Here is a 14410-nt window from a genome sequence, read left to right as displayed (position 1 = left end):
TGTGCTCAATTGCGTGGCGGGCCTTTGAGATCCAGCGGCGCAGCGTTGTCGGGACGCCCGCGAATCAGTGATTCCGGATGCCGGCCCAGATAGTCCGAAAGCTCGCGCAGGGAACGCGACATGCGCCCGAGTTCATCGAGGGTCTGGGTCAGTTGTTCACGTTGCGGTGAGTCTTCGGCCAGCGTCGAACTGGCCGATTGCAGGGTTTTGCTCACCTCGCCCAGTGTGCTCTGTACGCCGGGCAGGGTCTTGGCATTGAACTGGGTCAGGCCTTTGCGCAACTCGACCAGGTTGCCGTCAAGGTTGCTGGCGATGCGCTCAACCGGCAGTTTGTTGATCTTGTTGACCATCGCTTCGAGTTTTTCCTGCAACTGTTCGAGACTGCCGGGAATGGTCGGGATGCTGATCGGCCGGGCCGTTGGATCAAACGCGACTTTCTCGGCTTTCGGATAGAAGTCCAGCGCGATGTACAACTGGCCGGTCAGCAGGTTGCCGCTGCGCGCCTGAGCGCGCAGGCCATTGTCGATGAAGGTGCCGATCAGGCGCACGCCAGCCGCTTCGTCGTCCGGATTGTGATTGAGTGCCTTGAGCATTTTGGTGTGAGCCTGACCGAGGCGCTGCGGATAAATCACGATGCCGACGTTGACCGGGAAGCTGCGTTTATTCGCGTCGAAATCCAGGTTGATGCTCACGACTCGGCCGATTTCCATGCCGAGGAATTCAACCGGAGCATCGACCTTCAGCCCGCGCAATGACTGATCGAAACGCAGGCTCAGGTATTGCGCCTTGCCATTGGGCGGGGCGAGGGCGACTTGCTGGTCATCGAACAGTTCGAAGGTTTTTTCTTCCGCAGCGGCGACATCGTTGGGGCTGTAGTCCGGGGCGCGAAAGGCGATGCCGCCGACCAGCAGCGTCGACAGCGATTCGGTTTTCACCGCGAGGCCGTTGGCGCCGAAGTTGACGTCGATGCCGCTGGCGTTCCAGAACCGGGTGTTTTCGGTAACGTAGGCGTCGTTCGGCGAGTGGATGAAGATTTCGATGGTCACGCCTTTGCCGTCCGGGTCGAGGGCGTAGGCGACCACTTGGCCTACCGGGATCTTGCGGTAATACACCGGCGAGCCGATGTCGAGTGAGCCCAGATCCTGGGTGTGCAGATTGAAGCGCTTCCCCGGTTCGCCGTAAGTGATCGGCGGCGGGTTTTCCAGGCCTTTGAAGTGTTTGGCGCGGGTGTTCGACTGGCCGATGTCGGCGCCGATGTAGTCGCCGGAGAGCAGGGTGTCGATGCCCGAAACGCCGCCCGCACCGATGCGTGGGCGCACCACCCAGAATTGCGAGTCTTCGCGGGTGAAGGTTTCCGCTTGCTTGGACAGTTTGATCGTGGCGTCGACGCTTTTCTGATCATTGCTCAGCTCGACGTCGGTAACCTGGCCGATCACCACGTTGCGGTATTTGACCTCAGTCTTGTTGGCGGTCAGGCCGCTGCCGGTCTTGAAAGTCAGGACGATGGTCGGGCCTTCCTGCATCAGGTTGTGCACCACCAGCGAAATGCCCACCAGCACCGCGACAATCGGCACGATCCACACCAGCGAAATGCTCCACCGCCGGGTTTTGATTGGCGCCTGGCCGGGTGTTCGCGGGTTATCCGTGGCTGACGACTGCATCCATGATCTCCAGGGTGAGTTAGGCACTGAGCGTCAGGAACGCAAAAGCACCTCATCAATATAGAAGTGCTTCGCGATAGAGCAAATATGAAGGTGGCTTCAGCCGAGGATTTCGCGCAATCGATACCAGAACATACCGAGAGCCAGCAGCGGCGAGCGCAACGCCGGGCCACCGGGGAAGGTCATGTGCGGCACACCGCCGAACACGTCCATGCCCTGGCTGTGACCGGCGTGAATCGCTTCACCGAGCAACTTGGCGCACCAGTGGGTGACGTTCAGCCCGTGGCCGGAATAGCCTTGGGCGTAGAACACGTTCGGATGCTGTTTCAGCCGACCGACCTGCGGGAAACGATTGGCGGTGATGCCGATCTTGCCGCCCCACTGATAGTCGATTTTCACGTCTGCCAGTTGTGGAAACAGCTTGAGCATCTTCGGCCGCATGTAGGCTGCGATATCCGCCGGATCGCGTCCGGAATAGTGGCAGGCACCGCCGAACAACAGGCGTCGATCCGCCGAGAGTCGGTAGTAATCGAGGCCGACTTTCTGGTCGCACAGCGCGAGGTTTTGCGGGATCAACTGTGCGGCGCGTTCTTCCGACAGTGGTTCAGTGGCGATGATGTAACTGCCGGCCGGCAGCACTTTGCCGGTCAGTTGCTGTTCGAGTTCATCCAGATGCGCGTTGCAACCCAGCACCAGACTGCCGGCGCGCACCGTGCCGCTGGCACACCGCACCTGCACGGTCGGGCCATGGATGATTTGCAGCACCGGACTCTGTTCGAAGATGCGCACGCCAAGTGACGCCGCCAGCCGCGCTTCGCCCTGTACCAGATCCAGCGGATGCAGGTGCCCGGAACCCATGTCGATCAGCCCGCCTTTGTAGACGCTGGCGTCCACCACTTGCTGGCGAATCTGCTCGGGCTCGACCAGCCGCGTTTCATGTGTATAGCCGAGTTGCGCGAGGCTGACTTGTTCGTCCTTGAACGCGGCGAATTGGGCCTCGGTGTTGGCCAGTTCGCAGAAGCCCCAGCGCAGGTCGCACTCGATGCCGTTGTCATTGATACGCTGGCGCACCAGCTCCACCGAATCGATTCCCGCACGGTGCAGATAGCGCACGCCTTCCTCGCCGACATAGCGCGTGAAGCCCTCGACTTCATGGCCAATGCCGCGAATCAACTGCCCGCCATTGCGCCCGCTGGCACCCCAACCGATGCGCCGACCTTCGAGCAACACCACGCTGAGGCCGCGCTGAGCCAGTTCGATGGCGGTGTTGACGCCGGTGAAACCACCGCCGATCACGCAGACATCGGCGATCAAGTCGCCATCCAGCACCGGATAGGGCGTGCTGGCGCGGGCGGACGCGGCGTAATAGGAGCGAGCGTGTTCTTGGGTGTGCTGATTCATTGGTTGGACTTCACTTTGCTCCAGGAACGGGTCATCAGACGCATGATCGGCTGGGGCGGGGTAGAGGAGATGTAGAGCTTGTCGAGGACTTCTTGCGGCGGATAGACCTCGGGATTGCTCACCAGCGCCGCGTCCATGTATTGCTTGGCTGCGGGGTTGGGGTTGGCATAACCGACCGAGGCGCTGACCTTGGCGATCACTTGCGGGTCGAGCAGGTAATTGATGTATTCGTGGGCTTGTTTGACGTTACCGGCATCGGCGGGAATCGCCAGCAAGTCGAACCACAGGTTGGCGCCTTCCTTGGGAATCGCGTAGGCGATGTTCACGCCGTTGTTGGCTTCCTTGGCGCGGTTGGCGGCCTGAAATACGTCACCGGAATAACCGAAGGCCACGCAGATGTCGCCGTTGGCCAGATCCGAAACGTATTTCGAGGAATGGAAATAGGTGATGTACGGGCGGATGCTCAGCAGCTTGGCTTCAGCCTTTTTGAAGTCGTCCGGGTTTTCGCTGCGCGGGTCCATGCCCATGTAGTTGAGGATCGCCGGGAACACTTCATCCGCCGAGTCCATCATCGATACGCCGCACTGGCTGAGTTTCTTCAGGTTTTCCGGTTCAAACAGCACCGCCCAGGAATCGATGCGATCAATGCCGAGCACCTGCTTGACCTTGTCGACGTTGTAGCCGATGCCGTTGGTGCCCCACAGATAGGGCACAGAGTGTTGGTTGCCCGGATCGTTTTTCTCAAGGAGCGCGAGCAGTTTCGGATCGAGGTTTTTCCAGTTCGGCAACTGTGCGCGATCCAGTTTGAGGAACGCGCCGGCCTTGATCTGACGCGCGAGGAAGTGGTTGGACGGCACCACTAAGTCATAACCGGTACGCCCGGCGAGCAGTTTGCCTTCGAGGGTTTCGTTGGAGTCGAAAACGTCATAGATCACCTTGATCCCGGATTTGGCCTGGAAGTCGGCGAGGGTGGTTTCGCCGATGTAGTCGGTCCAGTTGTAGACGCTGACTTGCGGTTGGGCGTGGGCGGCAGCGCTGCAAGCCAACGCCAGGGCGGCGGGGATCAGGGATTTCAACAGACGCATAACGACACCTCTTCTTGGAATTATTGGATTTTTCAGGTGGCACTTTCCCCTGTGGGAGCTGCGGTTCGACGATTCGACTTGCCAGCTCCCACAGGGTTGGGTGGTGTTGCTTAGACGCTCAGCAACAGGAACTCGCGTTCCCACGAACTGATCACGCGCTTGAAGTTTTCATGCTCGGCACGCTTCACCGCGACATAACCGCGAACGAATTTATCGCCCAGATAACGCGCCACGTTCGGGCACTCTTCCATCTGCGTCAGCGCTTCTTCGATGGTGATCGGCAGACGCAGGTTGCGGCGCTCATAAGCCCGACCCTCGACGGCCGCGCTCGGCTCGATCCCCTCGACCATGCCGATGTAACCGCACAGCAAACTCGCGGCGATCGCCAGATACGGATTGGCATCGGCGCCTGGCAGGCGGTTTTCCACGCGCATCGCCTCCGGGCCGGAGGTCGGCACGCGCAGGCCAACGGTGCGGTTCTCTTCGCCCCATTCAACGTTCACTGGCGCGGAGGTGTCCGGCAGGAAGCGGCGGAACGAATTGACGTTCGGCGCGAACATCGGCAGCAGTTTTGGGATGTACTTTTGCAGGCCGCCGATATGGTGCAGGAACAGCTCGCTCATGCTGCCGTCAGCGTTGGCGAAGATCGGTTTGCCAGTGACGCTATCGACCACGCTCTGGTGCAAATGCATGGCGCTGCCGGGCTCGTCGCCAATCGGCTTGGCCATGAAGGTTGCGGTGACGTTGTGCTTGAGCGCCGCTTCACGCAGGGTGCGTTTGAACACGGTGATCTGGTCGGCCAGGTCCAGCGCGTCGCCGTGCCGGAAATTGATTTCCATCTGCGCCGGGCCGTCTTCGTGAATCAGCGTGTCGAGATCCAGACCTTGCAGTTCGCACCAGTCGTAGACGTCTTCGAACAGCGGATCGAATTCGTTGGCCGCGTCGATGGAAAACGACTGGCGGCCACTTTCAGCACGACCGGAGCGGCCGAGTGGCGCCTTGAGCGGCAAGTCCGGGTCTTCACAGCGTTGGGTCAGGTAGAACTCCATTTCCGGCGCAACAATCGGCTTCCAGCCTTTGTCGGTGTACAGCTGCAAGACTTTCTTCAGCACGTTGCGCGGCGACAGTTCGATCGGGTTGCCAAACTTGTCGAAGGTGTCGTGGATGACAATGGCGGTCGGCTCGATCGCCCATGGAATCACGTACACGGCGTCGGACACCGGCTTGCAGATCATGTCGATATCGGCCGGGTCGAGCAGGTCGTAGTAGATGTCGTCGTCGACAAAATCCCCGGTTACCGTTTGCAGCAGCACACTTTCCGGGAGGCGCATGCCTCGTTCATTGAGGAACTTGTTGGTCGGTGCAATCTTGCCGCGGGCAATGCCGGTCAGGTCGCTGACCACACATTCGACTTCGGTAATCTTGTGATCTTTCAGCCAAGTGAACAGCTGATCGAAAGGGGCATTCATAGAGACCTCGTTATTGGTTTTGTTTAACGCCGGGGAGGGTGGTTTCATCCGCCTGCACTTCCCCTGAGACGCGTTGACGACTATCTTGGGCGTGCCTTGCGGTTCCATCTATCCACTTTCAGCAGCACCAAAGCGCACCAAAAGAGTGCGCAAGGTCACCCATGACGACGTGTAATCCGATACAGGTTCAAGCCTTCAACACCGCCGATGTCGCCGAGCAAATCCGCGCCACACCGGGTTGGGTCCAGCAGTACCAGCAGATGTCGCCGGGGCATTTCGCCGGGCAGATCCGCTATCTGGACTTGCAGGGCGTGGAGGTTTACGAAGAGCAGATGAACACCCGCGTCGAGCAGAATTTCAGCGCGCCGGAAGGTTCATTGGCGTTCTGTTTTGATCGCAGTGACAACGCGCTGTATCTGCTCAACGAAGACAGCCGCAACATCTGGATCACCCCCGAGAATTATCAGGAAATCGCCGTGGTGTTCGGCCCGGAGTTCGTCCGCCAGCACGGTCTGGATGTGGCGCGGCTCGAAGGCTTGTTCATGGCGCCGCTGAATGGCGGGCAGAACGCGTTATTCAGCCGCTGGCTCAGTTCAACCCTGACCCGACTCACGCAAAATCTCGATCCGCCGACCCGCGAAGCCCTGACTCAACAGTTGCTCGAAGACTGTCTGTTTATCCTCGATAACGCTTGTATATGCCTGGATCGTGGTGCGATGCAGCGCCGCGCAGAGGAACGCCTGATCATGAAACGCGTGGGGGACTGGGCGGCGGATTCGCCGGAAGAAACCCTCAATCTGCTTGAGCTTTCGCAAGTTGCCGGCGGTTCACTGCGCCAGTTGCAACAGACGTTCAAGGCTTACACGGGGATGTCGCCGACCCAGTGGCTGCGCCTGCGCCGCCTGAACAGCGCGCGGCGCGAATTGCTCGTGCGTAGCGCCGCGGAAACCACGGTGGCCGAGGTGGCGATGAACTGGTCGTTCTGGCATCTGGGGCGGTTTTCCAGCAGCTATCGCGCGTTGTTCAAGGAGTTGCCGAGTGAAACGCTCAAACGCGGTTGACTGCCACGCGGGCTGGAAAGCCGGCTGCCGGACTTGAGCCAAGACACCTCGACTGCTGTCGGCGACGGCTGATTTTCGATCCAGCGCTCAAGCGCTGCGGCCTCAGCCGCTGGTGGCCGAGATATGAACGCCGCACGGCTATCGCGTTAATGGGAATAGATGTTAATTGCGAATTTGTTCGTATAGCATGCACGGGTATTTGTTGGCGTATTTACCTCCTGTATTGGCCTATTCGTAAAGGTTGTCTCTTTCATGCGTCGAACCCTGCTTTCCTTTTGCATGCTGCAAGCGTTCTCGTCTTCCTCATGGGCTGAACAAACGGACGTGGCCCCCGCAACCCTTGAGTTGGACGCAACCGATATTGTCGGCGCCGCGAATTATGAAAGGGCCGATGGCCCGGTGCAGGGTTATCGCGCGACGCGCTCGGCCAGCGCCACGCGCACCGACACCTCGATCCATGAAACTGCGCAATCGATCAGCGTGGTCCCGAAGGATGTGGTCGAGGATCTGGGTGCCACCCGCTTGCAGGACGCGCTGGATTACGCTGGGGGAGTAGGGCGGGCAAACAACTTCGGTGGGCAGGGCCTGACCACGTTTACCGTTCGCGGCTTCACCACCGGCGAGTTTTACCGCAACGGCTTTCCGATCAACCGCGGTTACCCGAACATGCCGGATGCCAACTCGATCGAGCGACTCGAAGTGCTGCGCGGTCCTGCGACCATGCTCTATGGCCGCGGCGATCCGGGTGGAACGTTCAACGTGGTGTCCAAGCAGCCGCTGCCCGAGCGCACCGTCACGCTAGGCAGTCAGTTGAATGATCAAGGGATGCAGCGCGGCACGCTCGACGCCTCCGGCCCGCTCGACGAAGACGGTCGCCTGGCTTATCGACTGAACGTGATCGGCGAGGGCGGCGACACCTTCCGCGATCATGTTGAAACCGAACGTTACGGCATCACGCCGGTGCTCACGTGGCAGGCCACCGACGCGACCAAGCTGATTTTCGAAGGCGATTTCATGCGCAACAACGCGCCGCTGGATCGTGGCGTGACGCGCTATCCGCGACAGATCGGCACGGCCTCGCGCGACACGTTTTTCGGCGAGAAAGATGTCGGCAAACTGCACAATGACAACAACATGGCGCAGCTGCGTTTCGAGCATATGCTCAATGACGACTGGACGCTGGGCGGCGGCTTCCAGTGGCTCGACGGTTCGCTCAAGGGCGACGCAATCGAGGCCAACGGCATCGCTGCCGATGGGCGGACCCTGGGACGCAACTTCAACTATCGCAAGCTGGAGTGGACCGACAAGGACACGCAGCTCAACCTGACTGGCCATTTCACTACCGGCGGTTTGCAACACACTTTGCTCACTGGCATCGAGTACGAAGATTACGACTACAAGTCGATCATTCAACGTTCCAGCGGTGCGGTCGGTGCCTACCCGATCGACATCTTCAATCCGGTCTACGGCCAGCCGCGCCCGGCATTGACCCGCACGCCAACGCACGACAAGGAAAACCTCAAGACATACGCCGCGTTCGTGCAGGATCAAGTGGCCCTGACCGACAAGCTGAAAGTGCTCGCCGGCGCACGTTTCGAACGCTTCGAACATGACTACGAAACCTACGTGCCGGGCGGTAAGAGCTGGCAGGCCAGTGATAATGCAGTCACTCCGCGCATCGGCGTGACCTACGACTTGACCGAGACGCTGGCGGTGTACGCCGACACTGCGCGCTCGTTCAAACCGAACACCGGTGCCAGTCGCGTTGGCGGTGGTTTCGCGCCGGAAAAGGGTAAGTCATACGAGATGGGCATCAAGTGGGAAGCGCTGGATCAGCAGTTAAGCGTTGACGCGGCGATCTACCAGATCGAGAAGCGCAATGTGTTGACCACCGACCCTGTGGACTCGACCTTCAATGTCGCCGCTGGTGAAGTGCGCAGCCGTGGTTTTGACGTCAACGTCGCCGGCAATCTCACCCCCGAATGGCGGGTGATCGGCGGCTATGCCTACGTCGACGCCGAAGTCACCAAAGACAACGTGCTGCGCTCTGGCACGCGGCTGTTGAACATCCCGAAGAACAGCTTCAGCCTGCTCAACATGTATGAATTCCAGGATGGCACGCTCAAAGGCCTCGGTCTCGGCACCGGTCTGAAGTACATCGATGAACGCGCAGGGCAGACGGCCAACACTGCATTCTCGATGGGCAGTTATACGGTCGTGGACTTGCTGGGCTTCTACAAAGTCAACGATAAGGTGCGGCTCAACCTGGACCTGAAAAACGTATTCGACCGCGATTATGAAGAAGGCGCGTTCGGCAACGTCTATGCCTATCCGGGGGCGCCAAGAACCGTTCAGGTCGGGATTTCTTACACGTTGTGACCCTCGTTCCCGGCAGGCGTCACGCGCCGTTAAGAAAAGGGGATGCGCGAGTCTCGCTGACTACGGTCGGTGAGGCTCGTCTTGCTCCGCTGGATCTACAGTGACCACCTGCCAGCTGTCATCGGGATCAAAGCGCTGCAGCGACTGGGCAATTTTGGCCCCGTCGGCACCCAGGTCTTTCTCAAACACCGTTCCTTCATGGCTGATCATGAAGCTCATCACCCCGGTATCGTTGTATTTTGCCGGCCAGGCGATGAGCGCAAAGCCCCGGCTCATCTTGTCACCGATCAGGTAGCTGTAAGCGCCGCCAGGGGCTGAAGGGCCTTGACTTTCCAGAATGCGGAAGTGGTAACCATGCCAGTCTTCGCCGGCAATGGTTTGCCCGAACTCAGGCCCTAGCGGGCTGATCTGACCACTGTCGTCGTCCGCCCAATACAGTCCGTCGTGCTTACCTTCGGTGCTGAAGATCTTTCGCGCATATTCAAGTGCACCGTCGCCGTCGCGATCTTCTGAGGCGTAGTCCATCTGGGCATCGTGATAGGTCAATGCCGCTTGCACCGCAGCCAGTTCATTGCGGCCAATGCGTCGAGCGCGGATTTCAGCGCTGCCGGCCTTGATGTCGAAACGCCAAGCGTTATCGACTTTGATCAGCGGGATGGGCAATGACCAGTTGGCATTGCCCACCGACAGGACTGCCTTGCCTTCGCCGGTTTTTTCAATGTGGTGCTGCTCGTGGTATTGCTGCAAAAACGCGTCCACATCGCTGCGCTCAACCCCTTTACGGGGGATGTACGTGGGCCATTCCTTACCCAGCAATTCGGTGAGGCGTGCCTGATCGGCATGTTCCGTGCCCAAGGCTTCGACAAAGGCTTCAGCGGCCTTTTCCGGTGTCGGAAATGATTGCTGTGCCGCCGCGATGCACGACCATGCCACGCCGAAGGCGAATGCTCCGATATGAGGGAGCACGCCCATGAGTAACTTCATTCGAGGAATGTATTTCATCGGCGGCCCCCTCTGGAGCGTGCTGGTGAACTGGCCGGCCGACTGATCTGATGACCGGCCGCCCGCGAAGCGCTGGGCCTCTGGGCCGAAACCTGGCTGGCCCGGCCACGATTGGCTTGAGCGTTGGATTGTGACGGCGAGCGCGCACCCGCGAATGCATTGTTGCGGGCACTGCCGGCGGACGGTCGTTGCTGCGCTGTTTGACGCACCTGCGAGGCATCCCGGTTGCGCTGATTTACCTGAGCATTCTGTCTACCGGCCGGCTGATTCTCCCGCGTGTTTCTGGGAGTGCCCTGGCCTCTGTCAGATGCTCCGGGCCTGTCTCCACCGGCTTGCATGCGATTGCCTGCGGCATTTCCACTTTGCGCCGCACGCGCTCGATCGCGGGCTTCGCGATTAGTCGTGGCAGGTCGTTCAATACCGGCTCTGTCCATGGATCCCCGGGCTTTCTCACGGGCCTGGGCTCGCTGAGCATTGTCCCCGCGATAGGCCTCGCGTTGATTGGCGCCGTCCAATTGTCGGCCGTATTGCGCGCGGCTTCGATTGTCTCGATAGGGCACGCCATTACGGTGAGTGGTGTTGTGTTGCCACTTGTTATTAGTGATTCGATTGTTGCTATTGATGCTGTTGTAGCGATTGACGTCGATGTCGATGTCGTTATTGCCCCAGTCGCAATCACCCCACAACGAGCCAATGATCGCGACACCGGTACCGAACGCCAGCCCCGCCACCAAGGCCTGACCGGGGTAATAGGCGGGTGGAGGCGGGTAGTAGACGGGCGGCGAGGCAGGGTAGGCCCACGTGCCGTAGGTCGTGGTCGGATTGTACGTGGGGACGTACACCACCTGCGGATCGGCGGGCTGAATGATGATGGTCGAGGTGTTGGCCGGGGCAGGGGACACGGCAGCAGGGGGCGGGGCCGCAGCCGCCTGAACTGTCACGTTTTGATATTGATTGCTCTGCAGGTTGCCGGCTGTTTGCGCTTGTCGGCGCAAGCGTTGTACGCCGCCCATGACATCATCGGGTTGCGCCAGGAAGGCATCGCCCAGGCGTTGCACCCAGACCGGATCCTGTCCCAGCGTTGCCAGTACTTGGGGGAAAGCGACCAGCGCCTGCACGCTCGGGTCCCAAGGCTGGCTCGCCACTTGTTTGACCGCGTCATCGCCCTTGGCGTCGGGGTGAGCCTTGGACCAGGTTGCTGCCTCGGTGACTTCCCCGGGGTACGTGGTCGCCATCAGAACCTGTGCCAGCAACGGGTCCGGGTAAAGCGCGACCGGAGCCAACATTTGATCCAGCTGCTCTTGAGTGAATACCGCATCTTTGGCCGCCGTAATGGACGCAGGAGCGGCAGCGTTGACCGGCGCATCCGACGATTGCGCCAGACACGAAGATCCACTGATAAGCAGTAAAGCTGACACCGCGTAAAACAATGAAGTAGGCATTGCCTTACCCCTTGTGGACGAGCAGGTGACTGGAGCAATCGGAAAATTAGAGCAGGTAGCCTCGAGGACTCAGGCTAAGGGTAGCAAACAATTTTTTATCGTGAGATGAGCGTCGCCGCTTCGCAGAGTGAGGATTGGTTATCGACCGAGAGCCTGTGGATCAAGGTCTGCGCACAGATAATGGGCGTGGTCTTTGAAGTGATTAATACTAACTCTACTAAACGGCCATTTAGTTGAGCTAAAAAGCTTACTGGAAACAACCCATGTAACGAGCAGGGCAGCCTGCTAAATTCTAACCACGCCACGCAAAGAAACGTTGGTAGGCAGTTTCGGCGTTTGATTTTCGCACAAGTCTGATTACGTCATCCATTCCCATTGTCCTTGCGCTATGGTGCATACCTGTTTCTCGCAACCAGAACAAACTCGCTTTACGGAACCCTGACTCAGGCGAGACTTCATATCCGCTTTCGGTAAGCCGATCAATGACAACCTGACATACAGCTCTGAATAACAGTCTCGCGTGAGTTGAACTTATCGAACCCTTCCCACGAATCTTCCCGAACAACAATGTGTGATCACGCTCCAGTGGAAGGGATTTTCGGCCAAAACTTTCACGATAACGATTCACGTACTTAGTCACAAACTCGGAATGGATTTTCCACGCGCGATTGCCCGGGAAATGATCCTCCACTAAATCGTAAGTTCCATCGCGCATGAGCCCCAGCGCACTGAACGTTAGTTTACCCCCTAAGCTGTCGATCTCAGATGGCTGCATCCTAAGATAATAAATTGATGCCATCATGAGTAGCGTACGTTCATTTTGTATGTCCTCATCCGCCATGTCACTGAGCGTCAACATCAAGACCGCAAACTCTTCGTCAGTGAAAACATGCCCACCTGTGTGAATGGGAAGACTTAAAGCGTGAAAGCCGGCAGCGTGGAGCCTTCGGGCAGGATTGACTGCTATAAGTTCACTGTAGTGCAGATGCAGAAAAAAAGTCGCAATCACAGACCACTGTTTAGCGAGCGCGCCTCTACCAGCTATGTACGTTAAGCGAATACCGTCTTCCCCAACAGAAGTCTTATCAAAGCTAAACGGACGCCAGGCGGGGTTAATTCCTATCACCTGTTTCGTGTCGCCGAGAGTGAATCGCCGACATGACTTAACTGCCACCCAAGAGTCGGGGGGAGATGTGCAGAAACTCATAAATGCTTGAAGGTCGCCTTCATTCAAATCGGTTATGGGTTTTTTGGCCTCCAAAATGCTCCAGAGCAAAAGTCGCTCGATATACCTTCGGTAGTTCGAATAGCGGGTAGGTTCGGCATGTTTAATCAAATACTGCTTCACCAACAGGTAGCTTTTTATCGGCAGACTGCTGGCTGGGCAAATGTTTAGAAAACGCTGAATTACAGGCAGCTCATCATCAAGGGTGTCTGGGTCTAGCCGTGAAAATTCTTCCAGCGGTTCAAAGCAAGGGTGGGGCATTGATTCCATGGCTTTTTCTACCAATTGTCATTGAGGATTATTCGCGATTTTTCAAGCCCAGCTTTTTAAGCGAGTAGGAGCGCTTGTTTTCATAACTGCTGTAGTAGATGTCCTGAGTAGTAGACAAATTGTTGTGACGTAGATCCATCTGCAAGTCTTTAGGGTCTCGCCAAGGGGCATCAAGTGTCGCAGCCGTATGCCTAAGCCAGTGTGTGGAGGCCAGTCGCAGAGCCTCAATCTCGGCAGGTTGGCGATCTTCGTTCACCATTTCATTAATAGCCTGGTCGAACAGCTTCTGGATGATCGAATGAACCATTCGAGTGGATAACCCTGGACGACCATTCAAGGTCGCAATCAGAGGGGTCTGTTCATTAGGTATTGGCAGTTCAGGCAGCCCCATGAAGCGTCGGTAGCGCTTTAGGTAACGATCAATGTATTCCGGCCTTACAGCTACCTTGGCGGCTTTGTCACCCTTACCAATGAGGTAGAACCACCAGTTGCCTTCATGATCTGTCTTGAAGGAACCCATTGTGGGCTGCCAATTCACCCGACCACAGAGATCTGAAACGCGTAGGTACATCGAAAACAACGTCGCGGCGATGAACAGGGTGCGTTCATGGTGTTCAGGAGCAGTTGCTGCCATTTTTTCAGCGGTGGTCAGTACGAAGTCCCATTGAAGAGGCGTGAGGGCGCGTCCTGTTTGCTCCATTGAGCGCGACGCTTTGAAGCGCGATTTCTGTTTGATCGCTCTGAAGGGATTCGTCGACGTCAGGCCCTCATCAAGGCCGTATTCGTACAAGCTGCTGCAAACCGAGAAAACTTGGGAAATGCTCCCTCGTGATGGTTGGTATGGAACGCCAGTAACTGGGCGGTCAGGATCAGCCGGATTACTCATGTGCTTCGATGTTTTCACCGAGAATGGATGCCAACGTGGATTTGGGCACAGCTCTGCATCTTTGTTGGATGCCACGATCAGAAACCTACTGCGTGTCACGGGGCCGAGCCAACCTATGGGTGGAGCCATGCAGAACTCCAAGAAGGCTTCAGCGTCTGCGCGACGCAGCTCCATCAGGGGCTTCTTTCTGATTAACAATGCCCAAAGCAGCAGGCGCTCGGCATGGGTGCGATATGAAACGAATGTGGCCTCGACGTTGGAGTACGAACGCAGAAAACCACGGACGGCTTCGAAACCATCCATGGATTTGAGATGTGCATCAAAATTCGCTAGATAGTTCATCACCAGCGGTAGGCACGGGTCGGGTTCATCGCTAGTGTGATTGACGAATTCTCTATAGGTGTTAAACAGCGGATACGGGCTCGGCATCTTGCTATCCTTTACGGGATACTGCATTGCAGACTTCCGATTCTGGGAGTTATCGGAAGTAGGGGGCGTATCCTTCCGTTTGTTCGAGGCGAACGTGTCC

General features: G+C 57.9%; 10 protein-coding genes. 2 read left to right on the top strand and 8 right to left on the bottom strand.

The window, feature by feature from the left end; all coding sequences use genetic code 11:
- Positions 1-5: 5 nt before the first annotated feature.
- The 4 genes from ACOI8A_RS00280 to ACOI8A_RS00265 all read right to left on the bottom strand — a co-directional run bounded on the left by ACOI8A_RS00280 (position 6) and on the right by ACOI8A_RS00265 (position 5616).
- On the bottom strand, positions 6-1661 hold the full coding sequence (locus tag ACOI8A_RS00280; RefSeq protein ID WP_420649031.1) for an intermembrane transport protein PqiB: 1656 nt from the start codon (positions 1659-1661) through the stop codon (positions 6-8).
- A gap of 99 nt (positions 1662-1760) precedes the next feature.
- Positions 1761-3062, bottom strand: a complete 1302-nt coding sequence (locus ACOI8A_RS00275) for an NAD(P)/FAD-dependent oxidoreductase (RefSeq protein ID WP_420649030.1) — start codon at positions 3060-3062, stop codon at positions 1761-1763.
- Entirely contained in the window at positions 3059-4147 is a 1089-nt protein-coding gene (locus ACOI8A_RS00270) for a polyamine ABC transporter substrate-binding protein (protein ID WP_420649029.1), read from the bottom strand. Before ACOI8A_RS00270 ends, ACOI8A_RS00275 begins: the two co-directional genes overlap by 4 nt.
- 110 nt (positions 4148-4257) lie before the next feature.
- Positions 4258-5616: a glutamine synthetase family protein gene (locus ACOI8A_RS00265; protein WP_420649028.1), complete on the bottom strand. Its 1359-nt coding sequence runs from the start codon at positions 5614-5616 to the stop codon at positions 4258-4260.
- Positions 5617-5777: 161 nt separating this feature from the next.
- Between ACOI8A_RS00265 and ACOI8A_RS00260 the strand changes: the two genes are divergently transcribed.
- Together ACOI8A_RS00260 and ACOI8A_RS00255 are read left to right on the top strand one after the other, a co-directional pair.
- Positions 5778-6677 carry a helix-turn-helix domain-containing protein gene (locus tag ACOI8A_RS00260; protein WP_420649027.1) on the top strand — a complete coding sequence of 300 codons (900 nt, stop codon included), beginning with the start codon at positions 5778-5780 and terminating at the stop codon, positions 6675-6677.
- 252 nt (positions 6678-6929) lie between these two features.
- Positions 6930-9056: a TonB-dependent siderophore receptor gene (locus tag ACOI8A_RS00255; RefSeq protein ID WP_420649026.1), complete on the top strand. Its 2127-nt coding sequence runs from the start codon at positions 6930-6932 to the stop codon at positions 9054-9056.
- 60 nt (positions 9057-9116) lie between these two features.
- On the opposite strand, the gene ACOI8A_RS00250 is transcribed toward ACOI8A_RS00255, so the two are convergent.
- The 4 genes from ACOI8A_RS00250 to ACOI8A_RS00235 all read right to left on the bottom strand — a co-directional run bounded on the left by ACOI8A_RS00250 (position 9117) and on the right by ACOI8A_RS00235 (position 14310).
- Positions 9117-10028, bottom strand: a complete 912-nt coding sequence (locus ACOI8A_RS00250) for a DUF2950 domain-containing protein (protein WP_420649210.1) — start codon at positions 10026-10028, stop codon at positions 9117-9119.
- 26 nt (positions 10029-10054) lie between these two features.
- Positions 10055-11500 carry a DUF3300 domain-containing protein gene (locus ACOI8A_RS00245; RefSeq protein ID WP_420649025.1) on the bottom strand — a complete coding sequence of 482 codons (1446 nt, stop codon included), beginning with the start codon at positions 11498-11500 and terminating at the stop codon, positions 10055-10057.
- Between the two features lie 292 nt (positions 11501-11792).
- Positions 11793-12995, bottom strand: a complete 1203-nt coding sequence (locus tag ACOI8A_RS00240) for a hypothetical protein (protein WP_420649024.1) — start codon at positions 12993-12995, stop codon at positions 11793-11795.
- A 28-nt stretch (positions 12996-13023) separates the two neighbouring features.
- Positions 13024-14310, bottom strand: coding sequence for a tyrosine-type recombinase/integrase (locus ACOI8A_RS00235; protein ID WP_420649023.1), 1287 nt, complete (start codon positions 14308-14310; stop codon positions 13024-13026).
- Between the last annotated feature and the right edge of the window lie 100 nt (positions 14311-14410).

The organism is Pseudomonas sp. P4795 (assembly GCF_048822895.1).
Lineage (GTDB): Bacteria > Pseudomonadota > Gammaproteobacteria > Pseudomonadales > Pseudomonadaceae > Aquipseudomonas.
The sequence above is the reverse complement of the archived record's forward strand: the minus strand, read 5'-3'. Positions and strand labels throughout refer to the sequence as shown.

What these genes read in the sequence shown, in the direction of transcription:
- ACOI8A_RS00240 (WP_420649024.1), bottom strand. Translation starts at nt 12,995, where the DNA reads ATGGAATCAATGCCCCACCCTTGCTTTGAACCGCTGGAAGAATTTTCA.
- ACOI8A_RS00265 (WP_420649028.1), bottom strand. Translation starts at nt 5,616, where the DNA reads ATGAATGCCCCTTTCGATCAGCTGTTCACTTGGCTGAAAGATCACAAG.
- ACOI8A_RS00275 (WP_420649030.1), bottom strand. Translation starts at nt 3,062, where the DNA reads ATGAATCAGCACACCCAAGAACACGCTCGCTCCTATTACGCCGCGTCC.
- ACOI8A_RS00250 (WP_420649210.1), bottom strand. Translation starts at nt 10,028, where the DNA reads ATGGGCGTGCTCCCTCATATCGGAGCATTCGCCTTCGGCGTGGCATGG.
- ACOI8A_RS00280 (WP_420649031.1), bottom strand. Translation starts at nt 1,661, where the DNA reads ATGCAGTCGTCAGCCACGGATAACCCGCGAACACCCGGCCAGGCGCCA.
- ACOI8A_RS00235 (WP_420649023.1), bottom strand. Translation starts at nt 14,310, where the DNA reads ATGCCGAGCCCGTATCCGCTGTTTAACACCTATAGAGAATTCGTCAAT.
- ACOI8A_RS00260 (WP_420649027.1), top strand. Translation starts at nt 5,778, where the DNA reads ATGACGACGTGTAATCCGATACAGGTTCAAGCCTTCAACACCGCCGAT.
- ACOI8A_RS00255 (WP_420649026.1), top strand. Translation starts at nt 6,930, where the DNA reads ATGCGTCGAACCCTGCTTTCCTTTTGCATGCTGCAAGCGTTCTCGTCT.
- ACOI8A_RS00245 (WP_420649025.1), bottom strand. Translation starts at nt 11,500, where the DNA reads ATGCCTACTTCATTGTTTTACGCGGTGTCAGCTTTACTGCTTATCAGT.
- ACOI8A_RS00270 (WP_420649029.1), bottom strand. Translation starts at nt 4,147, where the DNA reads ATGCGTCTGTTGAAATCCCTGATCCCCGCCGCCCTGGCGTTGGCTTGC.